Raw genomic sequence first — 14,563 nt, forward strand, 5'->3', positions numbered from 1 at the left:
CTTAAAATCCAACGCTCATAAAAATATCGGTCAGAACCGCCGCAAGGCAAAAAAACAGCAAGATACATCCGATAACCGCCAGCCGCCGCACGGCGGAAGCCTTCTCCTTCCGCACAAACCGCTCGGGATGGAAAAGAACCGCAAAGGTGGGCGTCCTGAATCCGTAAGGCGGAATATCCTCGCGCCACGCCAGCCGCGCAATCAGATTCGCATAAAGCAAAAACACGTTGCCCGCGACCAGAAACGAAAAGTAAAGCGCAAGAAGAAGATCATGCATTTCTAATACCTCTCAGACCAGCAACTTCCACATCTTGAGATGCGGAATCCCGTCCTCGTCAAACAGCTCTCCGTCCCCGACATACCAGTTTTTCTCGTAAAACGGCACCGCCGAGTCCCGCGCATGGACGTAAATTGTTTTCGCCTCATGCTCCCGCGCCACCCGCTCACAGTATGTCATCAGTGCCCGCCCGATCCCGCGCCCCCGCAGCTCCGGCGGCACCGCCACGCGCTGCATTTTCATCGCTTTGCCCTCGGGCACCAGCACAGCGGTCGCACAGACCGTTTCCCCCTCTAGCCCGACGAGATGAAGATGATCCTTCTCGGCCTCTAGCTCCTCCGGCGTGAACGTCAGCCCCAACGGCGCCCGCAGCACCGCCTCCCGCAGCCGCACCGCCTCCCGATAAGCTGCGCTTGCATACGGAATCACCTCGAACACTATATTTCTGCTACCGACAATCATTTTTCCACCCTACCACACCCTCCTCCAAAAACATCCCCGCGCACACGGGGATCCAGAGCGATTCGCCTCCCCAAAACGCCCCCGCGAATCAATGCATAAATTTTTAAGATTTTACGCCTTCCCCCATACGAAGGCACAAAAATCCATAAAAATAATAACAGCAATATCAATAACTTATAAGATTTTAACCGATCTTAAGCACTTCTTAACCATTACCCCTTAAATGAAAGGATAAGAGACTACACATAGGAGACTTTAAATATGAACGACGATGGCAGTAGAAGCAGAAGCAACAAATACCCCGCTCTCTTCCGCGCTGAGTACCTTCTTCCCACGATTATGAAAGGCATCTTGACCAAACACATCCCCCTCAACCCCGAAGCCGAACGCTCCCTCCACACGGTCATCAGCGAGATGGAGCCGGATATCGCCCTGCTCTGCTGCGCGAATATCGCCCGCGAGATTTACATTTATGAAAAAAACCGCGAACTGGACCTCGCCCTGCTGGGCGTCCTGAGCGAGAAAATCATCAAGGAGTTCCGCCCGGTCTGCAAACTGGCCGAAACCAACCCCGCTGCCCGTGAGGCAAAGCTGCAGGCTCTGCTGCCCCGCCTCTCCGAGCGCATGGAAAAGCTGATGGACAACCTCGCCCTCACCAAAGTCGCTTTGGAAATCTATGACGCCAACGCCGCCGAAATTCTCGACATCCTCCTGATCCAGCTCCAGGGCCAGTTTCTGATCGTGGACCAGTTGATCGAACTGCGGACCGACGCCCTCCTCTACGAAGACGCCCTGGTCGATGACGGAAATATGCTGCCCGCCATGGCCGGAATTCAGGTGGAGGCGCAGGAAACCAACATCATCCCCTTCCGCCCGAAAGGCTAGAAGTTTCATCGCTCCTCAAGTGAAGAAAATCTATACCTTCTCCCCGGCCCTTAAAGCCGGGGATTTTTTTGCGAAAAAATGCTACTATCCCCCATGCCTTGGCACGCTGAAAATTATGAACGATTCAAAGCAAAAATGCAGGCGGCTAAGGCCAAACCTGAAAACATGAATGAGAACGGCATCATCACAATTTCAGGTTCTGAAATACTCGATCCCTCCTTCTGGGCGCACGTCGATATTTCACGGGAGGGATTTGCAAAAAACCTTGATATATCGGCCCGCCTCGCACGGGATTTCACCCGCAAGTTTGTAACGAACACGCTGCCGGACGCGATGACCTACATTGTATCCTTGAATTGCTCCTATGACAAAAACCTGCGGGAAGGGGAAAAAACCTTCCCCGAAGATTTGGAAAATCCGGTCAGGTACTTCGATAATCAGGAAGATATCGTTAACCTTCTCTGGCGCGACGGTCTGGTCCCTGAATGGATCGACTTACATGTATTCAAAGCGGATGAAAATTTCACTCATATAAATTTAGCGTGTTGCGGCCGATTTACATCCAACAAACAGCTTATTTACCATATGTACGAATACGCGCCCTTTATCGAAAAGGGCCCGGCCCTTCCAACCGGATACAAGGAAGGCGTTAAATTCGATCTGCACTGGCGGCAGAATAAACAGACCTAGGCTCGTAACCCACCGCTTTTATAAAGTCAGCGAAAACACGGGTTTTCGAGAACCGCATCGCAGAATACTTGGAGGTATTTGAGAAGCGGAAGCGGAGAAAACCCGTGTTTGCAGGTCTTTAGAAAAGCGGTGAAACTAAGCCGCGAGCTTCGTCAGCATCGGCCCCAACCGCCGCCCACCGAGAATATGCAGATGAAAGTGCGGCACTTCCTGCCCGCCATTCGCCCCTGTGTTGGTAATCGTGCGGAACCCGTCCTCTGAAAGCCCCTGCTCCGCCGCAATCTTGGACACAGCATCGAAAAACGCCTTGATCTCCGCCGCGCTCGCCTTCGCCCCGAAATCGGAGATCGAAACATACGCCCCCTTCGGGATCACGAGGATATGCACCGGCGCTTGCGGATTAATATCCTTGAACGCCAGTACATGATCGTCTTCATAAACCTTGCCGCAGGGAATCTCCCCGCGCAGGATCTTGGCGAAGACGTTATTCGAATCATAGCGGCTCATGGCGTTTTTCCTTGCTTTTTGAGGTCAGGAAGACCAGATTACACAGCGTTTGCAAGGAAAGTAAAGACCATGATCCTGACAATGCTCAAGGCCAAGCTGCACCGCGCCACAATCACCCGCGCCGATCTGGATTACGAGGGGTCGATCACCATCGACGCGAATCTTCTGGAAAAATCCGGCATCCTCCCGCACGAGCAGGTGGACGTACTGGACATCACGAACGGCGCCCGCCTGACGACCTACGCCATCCCCGGCCCCCGAAACTCCGGCGAGATCGGCATCAACGGCGCCGCCGCGCACCTCGTCAAACCCGGCGATCTCGTGATTATCTGCGCCTACGCGCAGATGGACGCACAGGAAGCCAAAAACTTCCACCCCGCAATTCTCCTGCTTGATGAAAAAAACCGGATCAAACACACCGCCCTCAAAAGCGGCCACGCCGCCTGAGGGCAGGATATTTACAGGATAATCAAGTCTCCGTTATCAATCAGCTCTTGAGCATCTGTCCAATCGCCTCCTGTGAGTTCTATACGGATAACGTTTGCGACTGAGGCATACTGTGAATTTTTCCCATCGATATCAATATCAAGGTAAGTGTGAGTAGTCGTATGCAAGGATATAAAATCAAGTATTGTGTCATTTAGAGGATCATAACCGTCGAGTACATGATCTAGAATGATTTTATCGCCTTCATCATGAGAAAAATCAACAATACGGTCCATCTGGCTGTCGACGATTTCCGGGCCGAAGAATATGAACATATCTGCTCCTTGATGGCCCTCAAGACGGTTTTTACCGTCTCCAGCAAATAAGGAATCGTCCCCTTCGTACCCTCTCAGAATATCATCACCCAAACCACCATGAAGAACGTCATTTCCTTTATCACCACGCAAATTATCATGGCCGCGACCACCAAACAAAAAATCGTCCCCATCCTTACCGTAAAGACGATCATCCCCATCGCCGCCGATAATTGTATCGTTCCGATGATAGCTTCCATTAATTATTTCCCCAGAATCTGAGGCAAAAACCCAGTCCAAGATCGTCGTAAAATCAGCAGATGAACCGTCGGTAAAAACCAAGGACTCAATCGCATAGTGGCCCGAAAAATCTGTTTGGTTTTCAATATGAATTTGATTGGCGCCGTCAATAATAATTTGATCGTTTGTATCGACTGCATCTCGCTGGAATCTTAAATCGTAAATAGATGTCTGCTCTCCAAAAATCAGGCGGTCAAAACCGCCGATATCGTATATGTAATCCTGTCCCGCAGAAGCCCGGTAGGTATCGTCCCCAAGACCTCCCCGCAAATCATCGTCCCCGTTTCCCCCATCAAGAAGATCGTTGCCGACAATTATTCCTTCCTTATCATCCCCGTAAAGCTTATCGTTGCCGTTTCCGCCATAGAGCTTGTCATCACCTTCATCGCCTCTGACATTGATATCATCGCCATCATCACAGTAAATCAGGTCATTCCCCGTACCTCCGTACAAACGGTCAGAGTTTTCCCCTCCATAAATACGGTCTTCGCCAGCGTCACCGCGGATATAATCCTTGTCCTGACCGCCTTCGAGAAGATCATCTCCCCCAAAACCTCGTATAGTGTCTTGACCGTCGAGGCCACGGATAATATTTACAGAATCATCGCCAATTAACTCGTCAAAATAATTCGTGCCTATAAAACCTTCGATATTTTGCAAGCTACGGGTAACATTTTCTCCGTAATAATCATCGTGGAGTAAATCAAGAAACACAGCACTCGCAAAGCCGCTGTAATCCACGATATCGATGCCATTTCCGCCATCGACTATATCAGAACGATCAAGACCGGAAATTAGATCATCCCCGTCCAGACCGTTGATAAAATCAGTTCCTGAAGACCCAATGATTTGATCGTTATTGTCAGTGCCGAACAAAAGGTTAAGGCGTCTTTCCGTACCGAAAAAGCTCGAGAATATAAGAGTCTCAAACCGGAAAATATCATTCACAAAATGGTTTTCGATTGTGATCGTTCCACCAGCCGTTCCGCCTGACCGAGTGACAATCACGAGGTCGTTACCTAATTTCTGGTAAGTAAACTCACTAGAATTAAAACTCAGGGGATAGCCGCTTAGAAAATTGAGTTCATCCTCAAGACCTTCTCCGGTAGTCGTAATATCCCCATCGGCGCTCGTATAATTAATAGTCAAAGCAACTCTCTCCAGTTAATTACATAAAAAAGTTTTTACAGAATACAGGTGGTTACGTCCTTTCGTTTACCATATTATAACCCTTGGCGCAAAGCCTTAATTTGTTATGTTCAATACGAAAAATAGGAGTCGCACAAATACGGGGGTAACAAATCTAACGCACACACTCCAACCCGTCCGGCGCCTCGGCGGGACAGGGAATCTCTTCCGGTTCCCGGAGATCCGCCTGATGAATCCGCGCCTCCCCCTCCGGCTTTTTCGGGATTGGCACCGCGAACGCCTGATCCAGAATCGCCACAAACGCCTTCTCCCGCTCCTTGGCGTCTTTCCCCCCGACATAGGACGCGATCACCCGCCGCTCCCCCTGCTGCACATGGGCGGTCAGCGCATACCCCGCATCGCACGTATAGCCCGTCTTGCCGAAGATATTCTGGTACGCAAGGGAGACATTGTGCAAAAGCGTATTGGTGTTCTTGAGGCTCTGCCCGCGCACCTTCGCCTCCCCGGTCCCCAGCAATTCGGCCAACGCCGGATGATGATCGGAGATATGCTTCAAAAGAATCGCCAGATCGCGGGTCGTCGATCCGCCCGCCTGCACCCGGACGAGCCGCCTCGGCAATCCGCTGGCATTGTAAAACTGCGTATCCCCCATCCCCAGCTCCTGCGCCCGCCGATTCATCAACGTGACGAACTCGATTTCCGTCCGCCCCGCTTTAAAGGCCTTGGCCGTGTATTCCGCAATCGTCGCGGCCAGATCGTTAAAGGAACTGATCGCCGCGCCTTTCATCGCATCGCCCAGCCGGACCGAACCGCGCCAGCCCGAAAGCCGCTCCATATCCGCCCGCAAGCTCGTATTGCTGGCAATCACCAGCCGGTCATCGACCGACATGAGTCCCTTGTCGATGGCCTCCTGCGCCAGCAGCAGAGTCATCAGCTTGGCCATCGACGCCGGCTGCACCCGGATCCCCGCATCTTTCTCCAGCAGAACCTCTCCGGTACGGGCATCCATCACGAAATAGGATTCGCGCTCGGGCACACACTGCGCCTCCGCGCTTTCCGCCCCAAGCAGGGTAATAAACGCGAGAGTCGCGGCCCGGAAGGAATGTTCGATGGAACGGAAAACAGCCATATTTCTTTATACATAATTCAAGGAAGATGGAAAGTCTTTCATGTTGCAGAAAGAGAGGCCGTAACTTTTCCCCTTAAAATTTCGAACATTTAACAGAATAAAGAGGATAAACCCGCAGGATGCCTTGACCGAAAGCCCGTTTGAGCCATAGTGAGAGGATATTGCGTAGAGTTAAGGAGAAGATCATGAGCTTGCAATCCGTCACCGACAAGGACTTCGCGAAAGAAGTCGTGGAATCCGAACAGCCCGTTCTCGTGGATTTCTGGGCGGAATGGTGCGCCCCGTGCCAGAAACTCCTGCCCATCGTTGAGGAAGTCGCCGGCGAAATGGCCGGAAAGCTCAAAATCGTCAAGGTGAACATCGAGGAAGCGCCCGAAGCACCGACCAAATACGGCGTCCGCGGCATCCCCGCCCTAATGCTCTTCAAGGGCGGAAAGCTGGTTGATACCCGCATGGGCGGAATGCCCAAATCGCAACTGATGGCATGGCTGGAAAACCACGTCTGACTCAGCCGATTTACAATTAACCATCTGTGGATAAAGGCCTTTATCGGCCAAAAATGACCCTTAAATCGGCCTAGATGACCTTGTCCAATTCCGGGTCAGGCAGAATCATCAGCCGCGGCCCATCCGTCCACAGCAGGGCGGAGATAACCGTTTTTGCCGGATAAATGGCTCGCACCGCATCCCTGTACGCCCGCATCTGCTTGAGATAAATCCGCGGCACCCCGGAAACCTCCTGCGGCGGCGGTCGGTTCGTCTTGTAATCCAGAATCCACACGCTCTCCTCACGCACGACGAGCCGGTCAATCTGCCCGCTGAGAATACGGTTGCCCTCCAGAAGCGCCGTCAGCGGCACTTCAGCAAGCCCGCCCGCCAGGAAAAACGGCGCCGTGACCGGATCGGTCATGAGCATCAAAACCTCGGAAACCACGCTGGCACGCTGCTCTTCTGACAAATTCGCCCCGTACGTCTCAACATAGCGCCGCGCGGCAGTCTCCCGCCGCTTCGGCGCAAAGGACGGCAAAAACTGCAACAGCTTGTGCGTAAGATTACCCCGCAGGAAACGCAGACCCTGCCCGGCCTCCAGCGGCGAAAGCACAGGAAAATGATCCTCCTCCTGATTCGCCCGCGACGGCACGAGCGGCCGCGGCGGCTCGGGCTCTCCCGGCGCCGCTTGATAAACCCATGTCGGCGGGTCGCTATGATCCGTAGAACCGATCATCTGGCCTTTAATCTTATCGCCTGTTTTTGCCGTCTGATGACGCGCATAACGAAGCCACCCATCCCCAAGAATCTCAACGCCCTCAAGTCGTTGAAGCCCCATCCTCACCTTATCGTGCCAGGACTCCCGCTTTGCGGTCCGGCTTCCCTTAAAGCCGCAGACGTACAGCCGATCCGCAGCCCGCGTCATGGCGACATAAAGCAATCGGTTGTTTTCAGCATCCAGCGCACTCTCCAGAATCTGGCGCTTCTCTTTGTATTGTTGAGGAGCATCGTCGTCACGGGGCGCCCAAAGCGGAAAATTCAATCCGGTTTTGTCGGGCCAGAGCAGCATAGGAACTTTCTGGCTGTTGGGAGACGGCACCGTATCGGGCAAAATGACAATCGGAGCCTGCAACCCCTTCGCCCCGTGTACCGTCATGATTCTCACCTGCCCCCCTGCTTCCTCCATCTCGCGTTTGATTTCTGTATGAAGAGATTCGAAATGGGCCACAAAGAGCTCAAGGGAATCTTTATGGTTTTTCCCGAAATTAAGCGCGGCGTTTAAAAACTCCTCGATCGGATCGCGGGCATCCTCCCCCAGACGCGACAGGATAGCCTTCATCCCACTCATCTGATCCGCCGGACAGACAGAAGTTAGAACCCGCATAAAAAAACGGTAGACACCGACATTCATGGCATCGTATCGCAGTTGCGATAAATATTGGCGGACGCATTCGGCATTCTCCGGGGTGATGCCCTTCGGGTCGTCAAGAAGCCTGTGATACGTACGCGATCCGAAATGAACCAATTCTGACCATAAATTACCAGTTCGGTCAGTAGCTAGGCTGAACAGCTCCGAATCGCTCCATCCGATCAGGGGCGATTTGAGAAGACAGGCCAGATTAAGATCGTCGGAGGGCAAAAGACAAAATTTCGCGGTGGCCAGCAAATCCTGCACGACCAGCTGCGCCCCCAGATCCATCCGGTCCGCGCCGCTGACCGGAATCCCGTGCTGTTTCAGGGCGCGGATCATCTCATCAGCCAAAGCAATACGCGTACGGAACAAGATGAGGATATCCCCGGGCTGCACGGCTCGGCCATAAGACTCCAGAACCTCTCCATGCGTGAGCCATCCATGAATGTGATCGGCGACTTTCTGGGCAAGGCGGGTGGACGCCCGCTCACCTGGATAAACATCCTCGGGAGGATCCCAGAAATTCAGCTTTTGGCTCCTCTCCTGCTCAAGAATAGGCCACAATTCAACAAGTCCAGCCTGTCCCGTGCGAGTAGAGACGTGATGAACCGTATCTCCACCGAGCGCCTCGCAAAGATCCTGACGGGCAAAAACGGAATCGACGACATCCAGTATCGGCTGTGTGGACCGGAAAGAAAATTGCAGGGGCAGTTCCAGCATTGTTTGGCCGAAATCATGAATTTTCTGACGAAAAATATCCCGCATACCGCTAAAAGCCTCCGGCGCGGCTCTTTGAAATGAATAGATCGATTGTTTCATATCGCCGACGGTAAAAGACGTACGGCTGATGTCCTGTGCGCCTTTACCAGAAAAAAAATCATCGCTGAGAGCTGAAATGACCTGCCATTGCTCGGGATTCGTATCCTGCGCCTCATCGACCAGAATATGGTCGATCCCCTGATCGAGCTTGTACATGATCCAGGGTGTAACCTCGAGAGCCTCTTGAGAATTTTCTTCGCGCAAATCCTTGAACTGTAAGGTTTGTCCGCTTAAAAGATCGCAGGTTTTAAGGATCAGGTCGTCATAATCAAGAGACCCGCGGGCCTGTTTAAGGGCTTCATAACGATCCACGATGGCTTGCCCGAGCGTAAATAAATCACGCGAAAGTGCCGCGCATTTTATTTTTTTGAGCGACTCAAAAAATATGAGAGCCCGCTCAGCCTCAGCCCTCAAAATATCCTCGGCCTCGGGAAATCGCTTTTTTGTGTCGTTAGAAGGAAAACCGCCGATAGCGATCGTACCCTTCTGGGTCAAAAACACGCTGAAGTAGTCCTGCGACGATTCCATCCTCTCATTCTGACGTTTTGATAACCAGGATAAAAGCTGCTGGCCCTTCCGGCGCTCTGTATCTTTCCCTTTGACAAGCACCGCCGCTACGCTCTTCAGTTGCACTTCGCGATCGGCGCTAAAAACCAGGGACTGCGAAAGATAATCTTGTGCGCTCTGCCCGGGAACCACACCATAAAAACGGCAGATTTCAGCATACACAGCCTCGGCATCCTGTCGGCCCCCAAGAGTTTTCGAAAGTTGAAATCGCTCTGAGCTGACCGCGCTGACCAATGAAATAAACTGGTCTTCACTGAGTTCGGCGCTCAGGGCGATCATGGCGTTCTGTAAGGGCGATCCGGCATAATCGCTGCTCGCGGCAAGCTGAAAGATATCTGTTTGAGCCTGGGCGATCAACTCAAGTGACTGCTCGGGTTCAAGAACGTCAAAATTCGGGCGAAGATCGGCTTCAAGGGGAAAGCGCGAGAGAACAGACTGACAGAATCCATGGATGGTCATGATCTTGATGCCAAGAGCCGCATCCAGGATTTTTGCAAAAAGCCGTCGGGCCGACCGCACCTGATCCTGCGTGGGTGGTTCCCCGGTCAGTCGCTCCAGAACATCCGTCAAATTCTCTACCGCCGGGTCTGATAAGGCTCGCTCAGGCATAACAGCCCACCGAGAAAGCGTATCAAAAAGACGAAGTGTCATCTCATTTGCCGCAGCCTTGGTAAAAGTCAGACACAAAATCTTATGAGGTTCCGTTCCGGGTATCCCGTCCGGCCGGGGCAGCATGAGACGAAGAAGCCGATCGGTCAGAACTTTCGTTTTTCCGGTCCCGGCTGAGGCACTAACCCATACGGATTCCGTGGGATTTGAAGAGATTCTCTGCACAGCGCTTGGATCATCCGGTAAGGTCTCGGAAGAGGCTCCAGAGTTCACATTTATTTTATTACGATCCGCAGCGGATTTCATAAAATTACCTCCTCGGCATCCGAATCCGCAACCGACCATTCCCTGACGCGGGCGAGATGAAGGTAATCGTTATAGCGTGGCATCCGCCTTGGATCGGGGAGATTGACATAAGCCACTTTCTCGTTACGGTAATGCACAACAAGCCCTTTGAGTCCGTCTTCAACAAGCGTAATCAGCGCCGTCAAATCGCCCTCAACAGCGGCGGTAAACTCCTCCTTGCGTCCCGCATTGACCATCCAGTAACCCAGATAGGATGACCGCCCGCGGAAGGTTTCTGAACCCTGTAGGCCCGGGTCAGAACGTCTGAAGCTGCCCCGCTCAAGAATAAGCGCTTCAAGGGGAAGTTGCGGAAGACCGCCGTTTTGAAGTTTCTGTGAACTGAAACTTCCCCCGGATTTATAATCGATCAGCGCATAACCGTCTGATCTGCGGTCGATCCGGTCGGCCCGCCCGTAAAGTGTAAACGGCTGACCGCCGACATCCAGAATCAAAGACCCAAACGCCTCTGTCGCCAGAAACTTTGAAGTTTCGCGCCATATCCGCTCATGGGCCATAATGCGGCGAACGGGATCATCCATGCGAGTGATCCAGAATTGAAGCGTTTCTGTTTCATGAAGCAGGGCAGCAGCCGCCTTCTGAAGATGGCCAAGAAAAAGACCATCGGCGTCCGGCGGCAAAATCTCGGGATAAGCGCCCAGAAACGTCTCAAAAGCCCTGTGCAGAATTTGCCCGCGCAGCGCATGATCGCTCTCGACCCTTAAGGGCGGCAGTTTTTTGAGACCCAGCCCGTACCGTGCGTAATGCCCGTACGGGTCACTCAGCCATCCGTCCACACGCGTAACCGAAACCCGCGAGGGACGTAAAAAGACTGGAGGCCGCGGGCAAGGCCGGGAGACAGGACGTACGTCCACCGCATCGTCCATGATCCGCGCCCAGCGCAGATGCGACCCGCCCGATAGAACGGAATGATCGGCGCCGCAGGCCTGCAACACGGCCCCCATTTTCTGAAGCCAGCGCGAGGGAACGGTCGGCGCTCCATCAACTTTGCGTGACCGGGTGAGAACGACCTCGGTCCCCCAGAAAGCCTGTGCGAAATCATGCGCGGCCTGCCCGGCGAACCGTTCCGGCCCCGGCAACCCAAGACTCTTACGCATCGGCAGGGACAGCCAGGGGTCGTGGCGCAAAGCCGTCGGCCAGGTTCCCTCGTTCAGCCCGCCCAGTATCACGAGATCGGCATCGACCAGCCGCGCTTCAAGCTGCCCGAGGATCGACAGCCGCGGATGCAGGCCATAACGGGGTCGCACGGTAACCCGCTGCGCCAGAACAAAAAGCAGAGAAACATAATCCGCAAAACTTAAGGGGTCGATTTGTTCAGATTCGCCCAGCAATTCAGACAGAAAATGGGCCGCTGCTTCCCCCGCTTCCCCTGACCAGAGACGCAAGTCTCCGGGCAGATCAGGAAGATCGGAGAGTCGTTCCGCCGCTCGAATATGTGCTTCATAAATTTTTGCGAAATCATAAGATTGGCCATCACTGAACGCAGTCAACGGCGCAAAAATATCGCTCAGAATCTGCGCGATCCGCGCAACATCCTTATACGAAGACTTAGAGGTTATATTCGCCAGATCATGAAGAGCATGTGGCCGATGCTCTTCATCGCGAAAAAAGAACCGTTCCAGAGACCCAACCGCCCTTTCCATCTCCGCCCGCTCAGTTCCCAGACCGCAAAGAGGATGTTTGAGCAGCGCAAGGAGCGCCGCCGGATCAAACCGCCTGTGCGCCGCTTCAAGCACGAGGAATAAAAAAATTCCTACACTCGTCGCGCTCAGGCTCTCCCCCGCAGAATCGTTGACCGCGATTCCCCAGCGAAGGCAATGCGCCGCCACGCGCCGTGCAAGCCCGCGGTCGGGGGTGATCAGGCACACGGTCTTCCCGTCCGCCTCCAGAGCCTCGCGCATGAGCAGGGCAACAACTTGTGCCTCCTCCTGCGGCGTATCGCAAGTGTAAAGACGCAGTCCATCAAGAAGGCTAGCCGCCGTCCCCAGCCGCCGGACGCTGTCCCCGAAATGAATCCATTGGCCGCTCGTCGCGGCCGGACGCATGATTTCCCGGATGAGATCGTTTCGCCCGGTACCGGCCGTTTCGGGAATTTGACCGATCACACCCACCGCCTCCCTCGAAACGTCCAAAGTCATAAGCAAAACCTTCATGAGATATTGCGGGTGCGACTCATCCAGACTCTCCCAGCTCTCCGCATCAAGGTCAAAATCAAGCCCCGGCAAAATCAGTCGCCCCTGCGGCAGTTCGGAAATCACCCGCAAAAGCTGCGCGGTCGCAGGGATCGATCCGGTCGTTCCGGCGGCGATGACGGGTCCGTCCGGCGGAAACGCCCGCCAGTAATCCGCCAGAGCCCGCAACAAAAGATTCCGCCGATGAACGGCGTCGATCATGCCGCTCTCCTCGATAATCTTCGGCCAATGAACGCTAAGGATTTCAAGAAACCTCAGGGAAATCTGCCAGTGTGCAGAAAATTCCTCGGGAACGAGACGGGAGAGCGCACTGAAATCCTTTCCGCCGATAATCATCTCGTCAAGAAAGGTGCCGAGAGAATCAGCCAGCCGCAACGCCTGCTCACGTCCTTCCGCAAAAACGCCCCCCGCCTGCAGCATTTTCGCCAACAGGAGTTGCCGCCGCAGCGCGGGCATGGCCGGAGGAATATTAAGAAACCGCCCGTCCGCCCCGAACATCTGCAAGGAGAGATCGCCCTCATCCACATCGCCGATGGGAAGCAGCGCAGGAAGAAGGATCGGCGCCCCGCCGGAAAGCCGCAAAAAACTCTCCCGCACCGTCCGGCAGGCCCGCCGGGTCGGCAGCAGGACTTTGTACCGCGCCAGTGTTTCGGGATCGCCCGCCGTCTCGTCGAGCAAAAGCTGCGCTAGACTTTTGGCAAAGGGCGCACCCGGCGCAAAGGTAAAAACGGACCGTTGTCTGTCCGTACCCCCGCTCATGCCTTGGTCTTTTTCGATTCGGGTGGTTCGAAGGCCCGGCGCACACTCTCCAGATCGGCAGGCCGGCTGATATGATGCCAGTCGCCTTCATGTTCAAGCGCAAAGAACCGCCCCTCCGCCTCCGCACGGTCCATGAGATCAAGGAAGGAAAACGCACCCTCGGGAGCATCTTGAAAAATCCGCGGATGATTGAGCCGGATATTCGTCCACATAAAGGCGCCGCTCTTGTTTTTGCTGCGCCGGACCCGCCCGTTGGGCAGCAAATCGTAATCCCCGGCGCCTTCGGTCAAAACCATGCGCGACAAAGGCTGCATCAGCGTCAGGATATCCATGGCCTGCCCGTCCCACAGCCGCGCCAGCCGCGCCAGGGCACTCTCAAGCGGCGGATCGGTCCACAGCGCGTCCCCGGCGATGACATAAAATGGATCGTCCCCAAACACCCGCAACATTTTTTTGATCCCGCCGCCCGTATCCAGCAACGCCTCCTCATGCGAAAAAAGCAGGTGCAACCCATGCCCGCCAGGTTGGTTCAGACAATACTCCTCCAGATGCTCGCGCAGCATATCCGCCTTGTAATGCAGATTGACGACGACCGTGTCCACATAATCGGCGCGCAGCTTGTCAAGAATCCGCCAGATCAAACTCCGCCCCGCGACCTCAACCATCGGCTTCGGACACTGATCCGTATAGGGGCGCAACCGCTCGCCGCGTCCGGCGGCGAGAATGAAAGCCTTGCTGGGGCGGAAGATGATTTTACTCATGACGCTCGATCCTGATCTGCCTGTGATTCGCCCCTCCGGGAACGGCCTCAAGTGTGACATCCGTCCGGCGAGATGGCAACAACGCGCCCAGCCGCTCCGGCCACTCGATCAGCACGAGCGCCTGCCCCAGCGCCTCCTCCCAGCCGATTTCATAAATCTCTTCCGGGGAAGTCAGGCGGTAAAGATCGAAATGCCAGATCGGAAACCTCTGCCCCGGATGCCCCTCATAGATCTGTGCCAGTGTAAAGGTCGGACTGGGAACTTCAAGATCGGGAAGTCCGCAAAGGCAGCGGATCAGGGCGCGGCAGAACACGCTTTTTCCGGCGCCCAGTGTCCCCCGCAGGCAGACGACATCTCCAGCCCCAAGCGCACGGCCGAACGAGCGGGCAAAGGCCTCGGTTTCCGCCTCGTTCGTCGAAATTTGTTCTAAAGCCGCGGGAATCATGAACTTCACG

Annotated in this window: 13 protein-coding genes; 4 read left to right on the forward strand and 9 right to left on the reverse strand. The window is 54.4% G+C overall.

Going from position 1 to position 14,563, the window contains the following annotated elements; genetic code table 11:
• Position 1: 1 nt before the first annotated feature.
• The gene (locus tag IPN28_00315; protein ID QQS57299.1) at positions 2–277 is read right to left on the reverse strand and encodes a hypothetical protein; all 276 of its coding nucleotides are present in this window, start codon (positions 275–277) and stop codon (positions 2–4) included.
• A 12-nt stretch (positions 278–289) separates the two neighbouring features.
• A complete protein-coding gene (locus tag IPN28_00320) occupies positions 290–739 on the reverse strand; it encodes a GNAT family N-acetyltransferase (protein ID QQS57300.1) in 450 nt (149 codons plus the stop codon).
• 261 nt (positions 740–1,000) lie between these two features.
• Here IPN28_00320 and IPN28_00325 point away from each other — a divergent pair, with 261 nt between their 5' ends.
• Complete coding sequence (locus IPN28_00325; GenBank protein ID QQS57301.1) at positions 1,001–1,624, forward strand: hypothetical protein; 624 nt, start codon at positions 1,001–1,003, stop codon at positions 1,622–1,624.
• A 93-nt stretch (positions 1,625–1,717) separates the two neighbouring features.
• Positions 1,718–2,314 (forward strand): hypothetical protein, encoded by a 597-nt coding sequence (locus tag IPN28_00330; GenBank protein ID QQS57302.1) that lies wholly within the window; start codon positions 1,718–1,720, stop codon positions 2,312–2,314.
• 135 nt (positions 2,315–2,449) lie between these two features.
• On the opposite strand, the gene IPN28_00335 is transcribed toward IPN28_00330, so the two are convergent.
• On the reverse strand, positions 2,450–2,821 hold the full coding sequence (locus tag IPN28_00335; GenBank protein QQS57303.1) for a histidine triad nucleotide-binding protein: 372 nt from the start codon (positions 2,819–2,821) through the stop codon (positions 2,450–2,452).
• Positions 2,822–2,902: 81 nt separating this feature from the next.
• On the opposite strand from IPN28_00335, the gene IPN28_00340 reads away from it, so the two are divergent.
• Positions 2,903–3,268: an aspartate 1-decarboxylase gene (locus IPN28_00340; GenBank protein ID QQS58498.1), complete on the forward strand. Its 366-nt coding sequence runs from the start codon at positions 2,903–2,905 to the stop codon at positions 3,266–3,268.
• 11 nt (positions 3,269–3,279) lie between these two features.
• Here IPN28_00340 and IPN28_00345 read toward each other — a convergent pair whose 3' ends face one another.
• Both IPN28_00345 and IPN28_00350 read right to left on the reverse strand, forming a co-directional pair.
• Positions 3,280–5,010, reverse strand: coding sequence for a type I secretion C-terminal target domain-containing protein (locus tag IPN28_00345; protein ID QQS57304.1), 1,731 nt, complete (start codon positions 5,008–5,010; stop codon positions 3,280–3,282).
• A 154-nt stretch (positions 5,011–5,164) separates the two neighbouring features.
• Complete coding sequence (locus IPN28_00350) at positions 5,165–6,139, reverse strand: D-alanyl-D-alanine carboxypeptidase (protein QQS57305.1); 975 nt, start codon at positions 6,137–6,139, stop codon at positions 5,165–5,167.
• A 185-nt stretch (positions 6,140–6,324) separates the two neighbouring features.
• Here IPN28_00350 and trxA point away from each other — a divergent pair, with 185 nt between their 5' ends.
• Positions 6,325–6,645 (forward strand): thioredoxin, encoded by a 321-nt coding sequence (gene trxA / locus IPN28_00355; protein QQS57306.1) that lies wholly within the window; start codon positions 6,325–6,327, stop codon positions 6,643–6,645.
• Between the two features lie 70 nt (positions 6,646–6,715).
• Here trxA and addA read toward each other — a convergent pair whose 3' ends face one another.
• Genes addA through tsaE form a run of 4 tightly spaced genes read right to left on the reverse strand, consistent with a single transcriptional unit; the run spans position 6,716 to position 14,553 of the window.
• Positions 6,716–10,339 (reverse strand): double-strand break repair helicase AddA, encoded by a 3,624-nt coding sequence (gene addA / locus IPN28_00360; GenBank protein QQS57307.1) that lies wholly within the window; start codon positions 10,337–10,339, stop codon positions 6,716–6,718.
• Complete coding sequence (gene addB, locus IPN28_00365; protein ID QQS57308.1) at positions 10,336–13,347, reverse strand: double-strand break repair protein AddB; 3,012 nt, start codon at positions 13,345–13,347, stop codon at positions 10,336–10,338. Before addB ends, addA begins: the two co-directional genes overlap by 4 nt.
• A complete protein-coding gene (locus IPN28_00370) occupies positions 13,344–14,108 on the reverse strand; it encodes a nucleotidyltransferase family protein (protein QQS57309.1) in 765 nt (254 codons plus the stop codon). The genes addB and IPN28_00370 overlap by 4 nt, the downstream gene beginning before the upstream one ends.
• On the reverse strand, positions 14,101–14,553 hold the full coding sequence (tsaE, locus tag IPN28_00375) for a tRNA (adenosine(37)-N6)-threonylcarbamoyltransferase complex ATPase subunit type 1 TsaE (protein QQS57310.1): 453 nt from the start codon (positions 14,551–14,553) through the stop codon (positions 14,101–14,103). Before tsaE ends, IPN28_00370 begins: the two co-directional genes overlap by 8 nt.
• Positions 14,554–14,563: the final 10 nt, after the last annotated feature.

This window comes from Alphaproteobacteria bacterium (assembly GCA_016699735.1).
Lineage (GTDB): Bacteria > Pseudomonadota > Alphaproteobacteria > Micavibrionales > Micavibrionaceae > JAGNKE01.

Excerpts from the sequence above, each read along its gene's own strand:
- IPN28_00315 (QQS57299.1), bottom strand. The coding sequence starts at position 277 with ATGCATGATCTTCTTCTTGCGCTTTACTTTTCGTTTCTGGTCGCGGGC.
- IPN28_00320 (QQS57300.1), bottom strand. The coding sequence starts at position 739 with ATGATTGTCGGTAGCAGAAATATAGTGTTCGAGGTGATTCCGTATGCA.
- IPN28_00325 (QQS57301.1), top strand. The coding sequence starts at position 1,001 with ATGAACGACGATGGCAGTAGAAGCAGAAGCAACAAATACCCCGCTCTC.
- IPN28_00330 (QQS57302.1), top strand. The coding sequence starts at position 1,718 with ATGCCTTGGCACGCTGAAAATTATGAACGATTCAAAGCAAAAATGCAG.
- IPN28_00335 (QQS57303.1), bottom strand. The coding sequence starts at position 2,821 with ATGAGCCGCTATGATTCGAATAACGTCTTCGCCAAGATCCTGCGCGGG.
- IPN28_00340 (QQS58498.1), top strand. The coding sequence starts at position 2,903 with ATGCTCAAGGCCAAGCTGCACCGCGCCACAATCACCCGCGCCGATCTG.
- IPN28_00350 (QQS57305.1), bottom strand. The coding sequence starts at position 6,139 with ATGGCTGTTTTCCGTTCCATCGAACATTCCTTCCGGGCCGCGACTCTC.
- trxA (QQS57306.1), top strand. The coding sequence starts at position 6,325 with ATGAGCTTGCAATCCGTCACCGACAAGGACTTCGCGAAAGAAGTCGTG.
- addA (QQS57307.1), bottom strand. The coding sequence starts at position 10,339 with ATGAAATCCGCTGCGGATCGTAATAAAATAAATGTGAACTCTGGAGCC.
- addB (QQS57308.1), bottom strand. The coding sequence starts at position 13,347 with ATGAGCGGGGGTACGGACAGACAACGGTCCGTTTTTACCTTTGCGCCG.
- IPN28_00370 (QQS57309.1), bottom strand. The coding sequence starts at position 14,108 with ATGAGTAAAATCATCTTCCGCCCCAGCAAGGCTTTCATTCTCGCCGCC.
- tsaE (QQS57310.1), bottom strand. The coding sequence starts at position 14,553 with ATGATTCCCGCGGCTTTAGAACAAATTTCGACGAACGAGGCGGAAACC.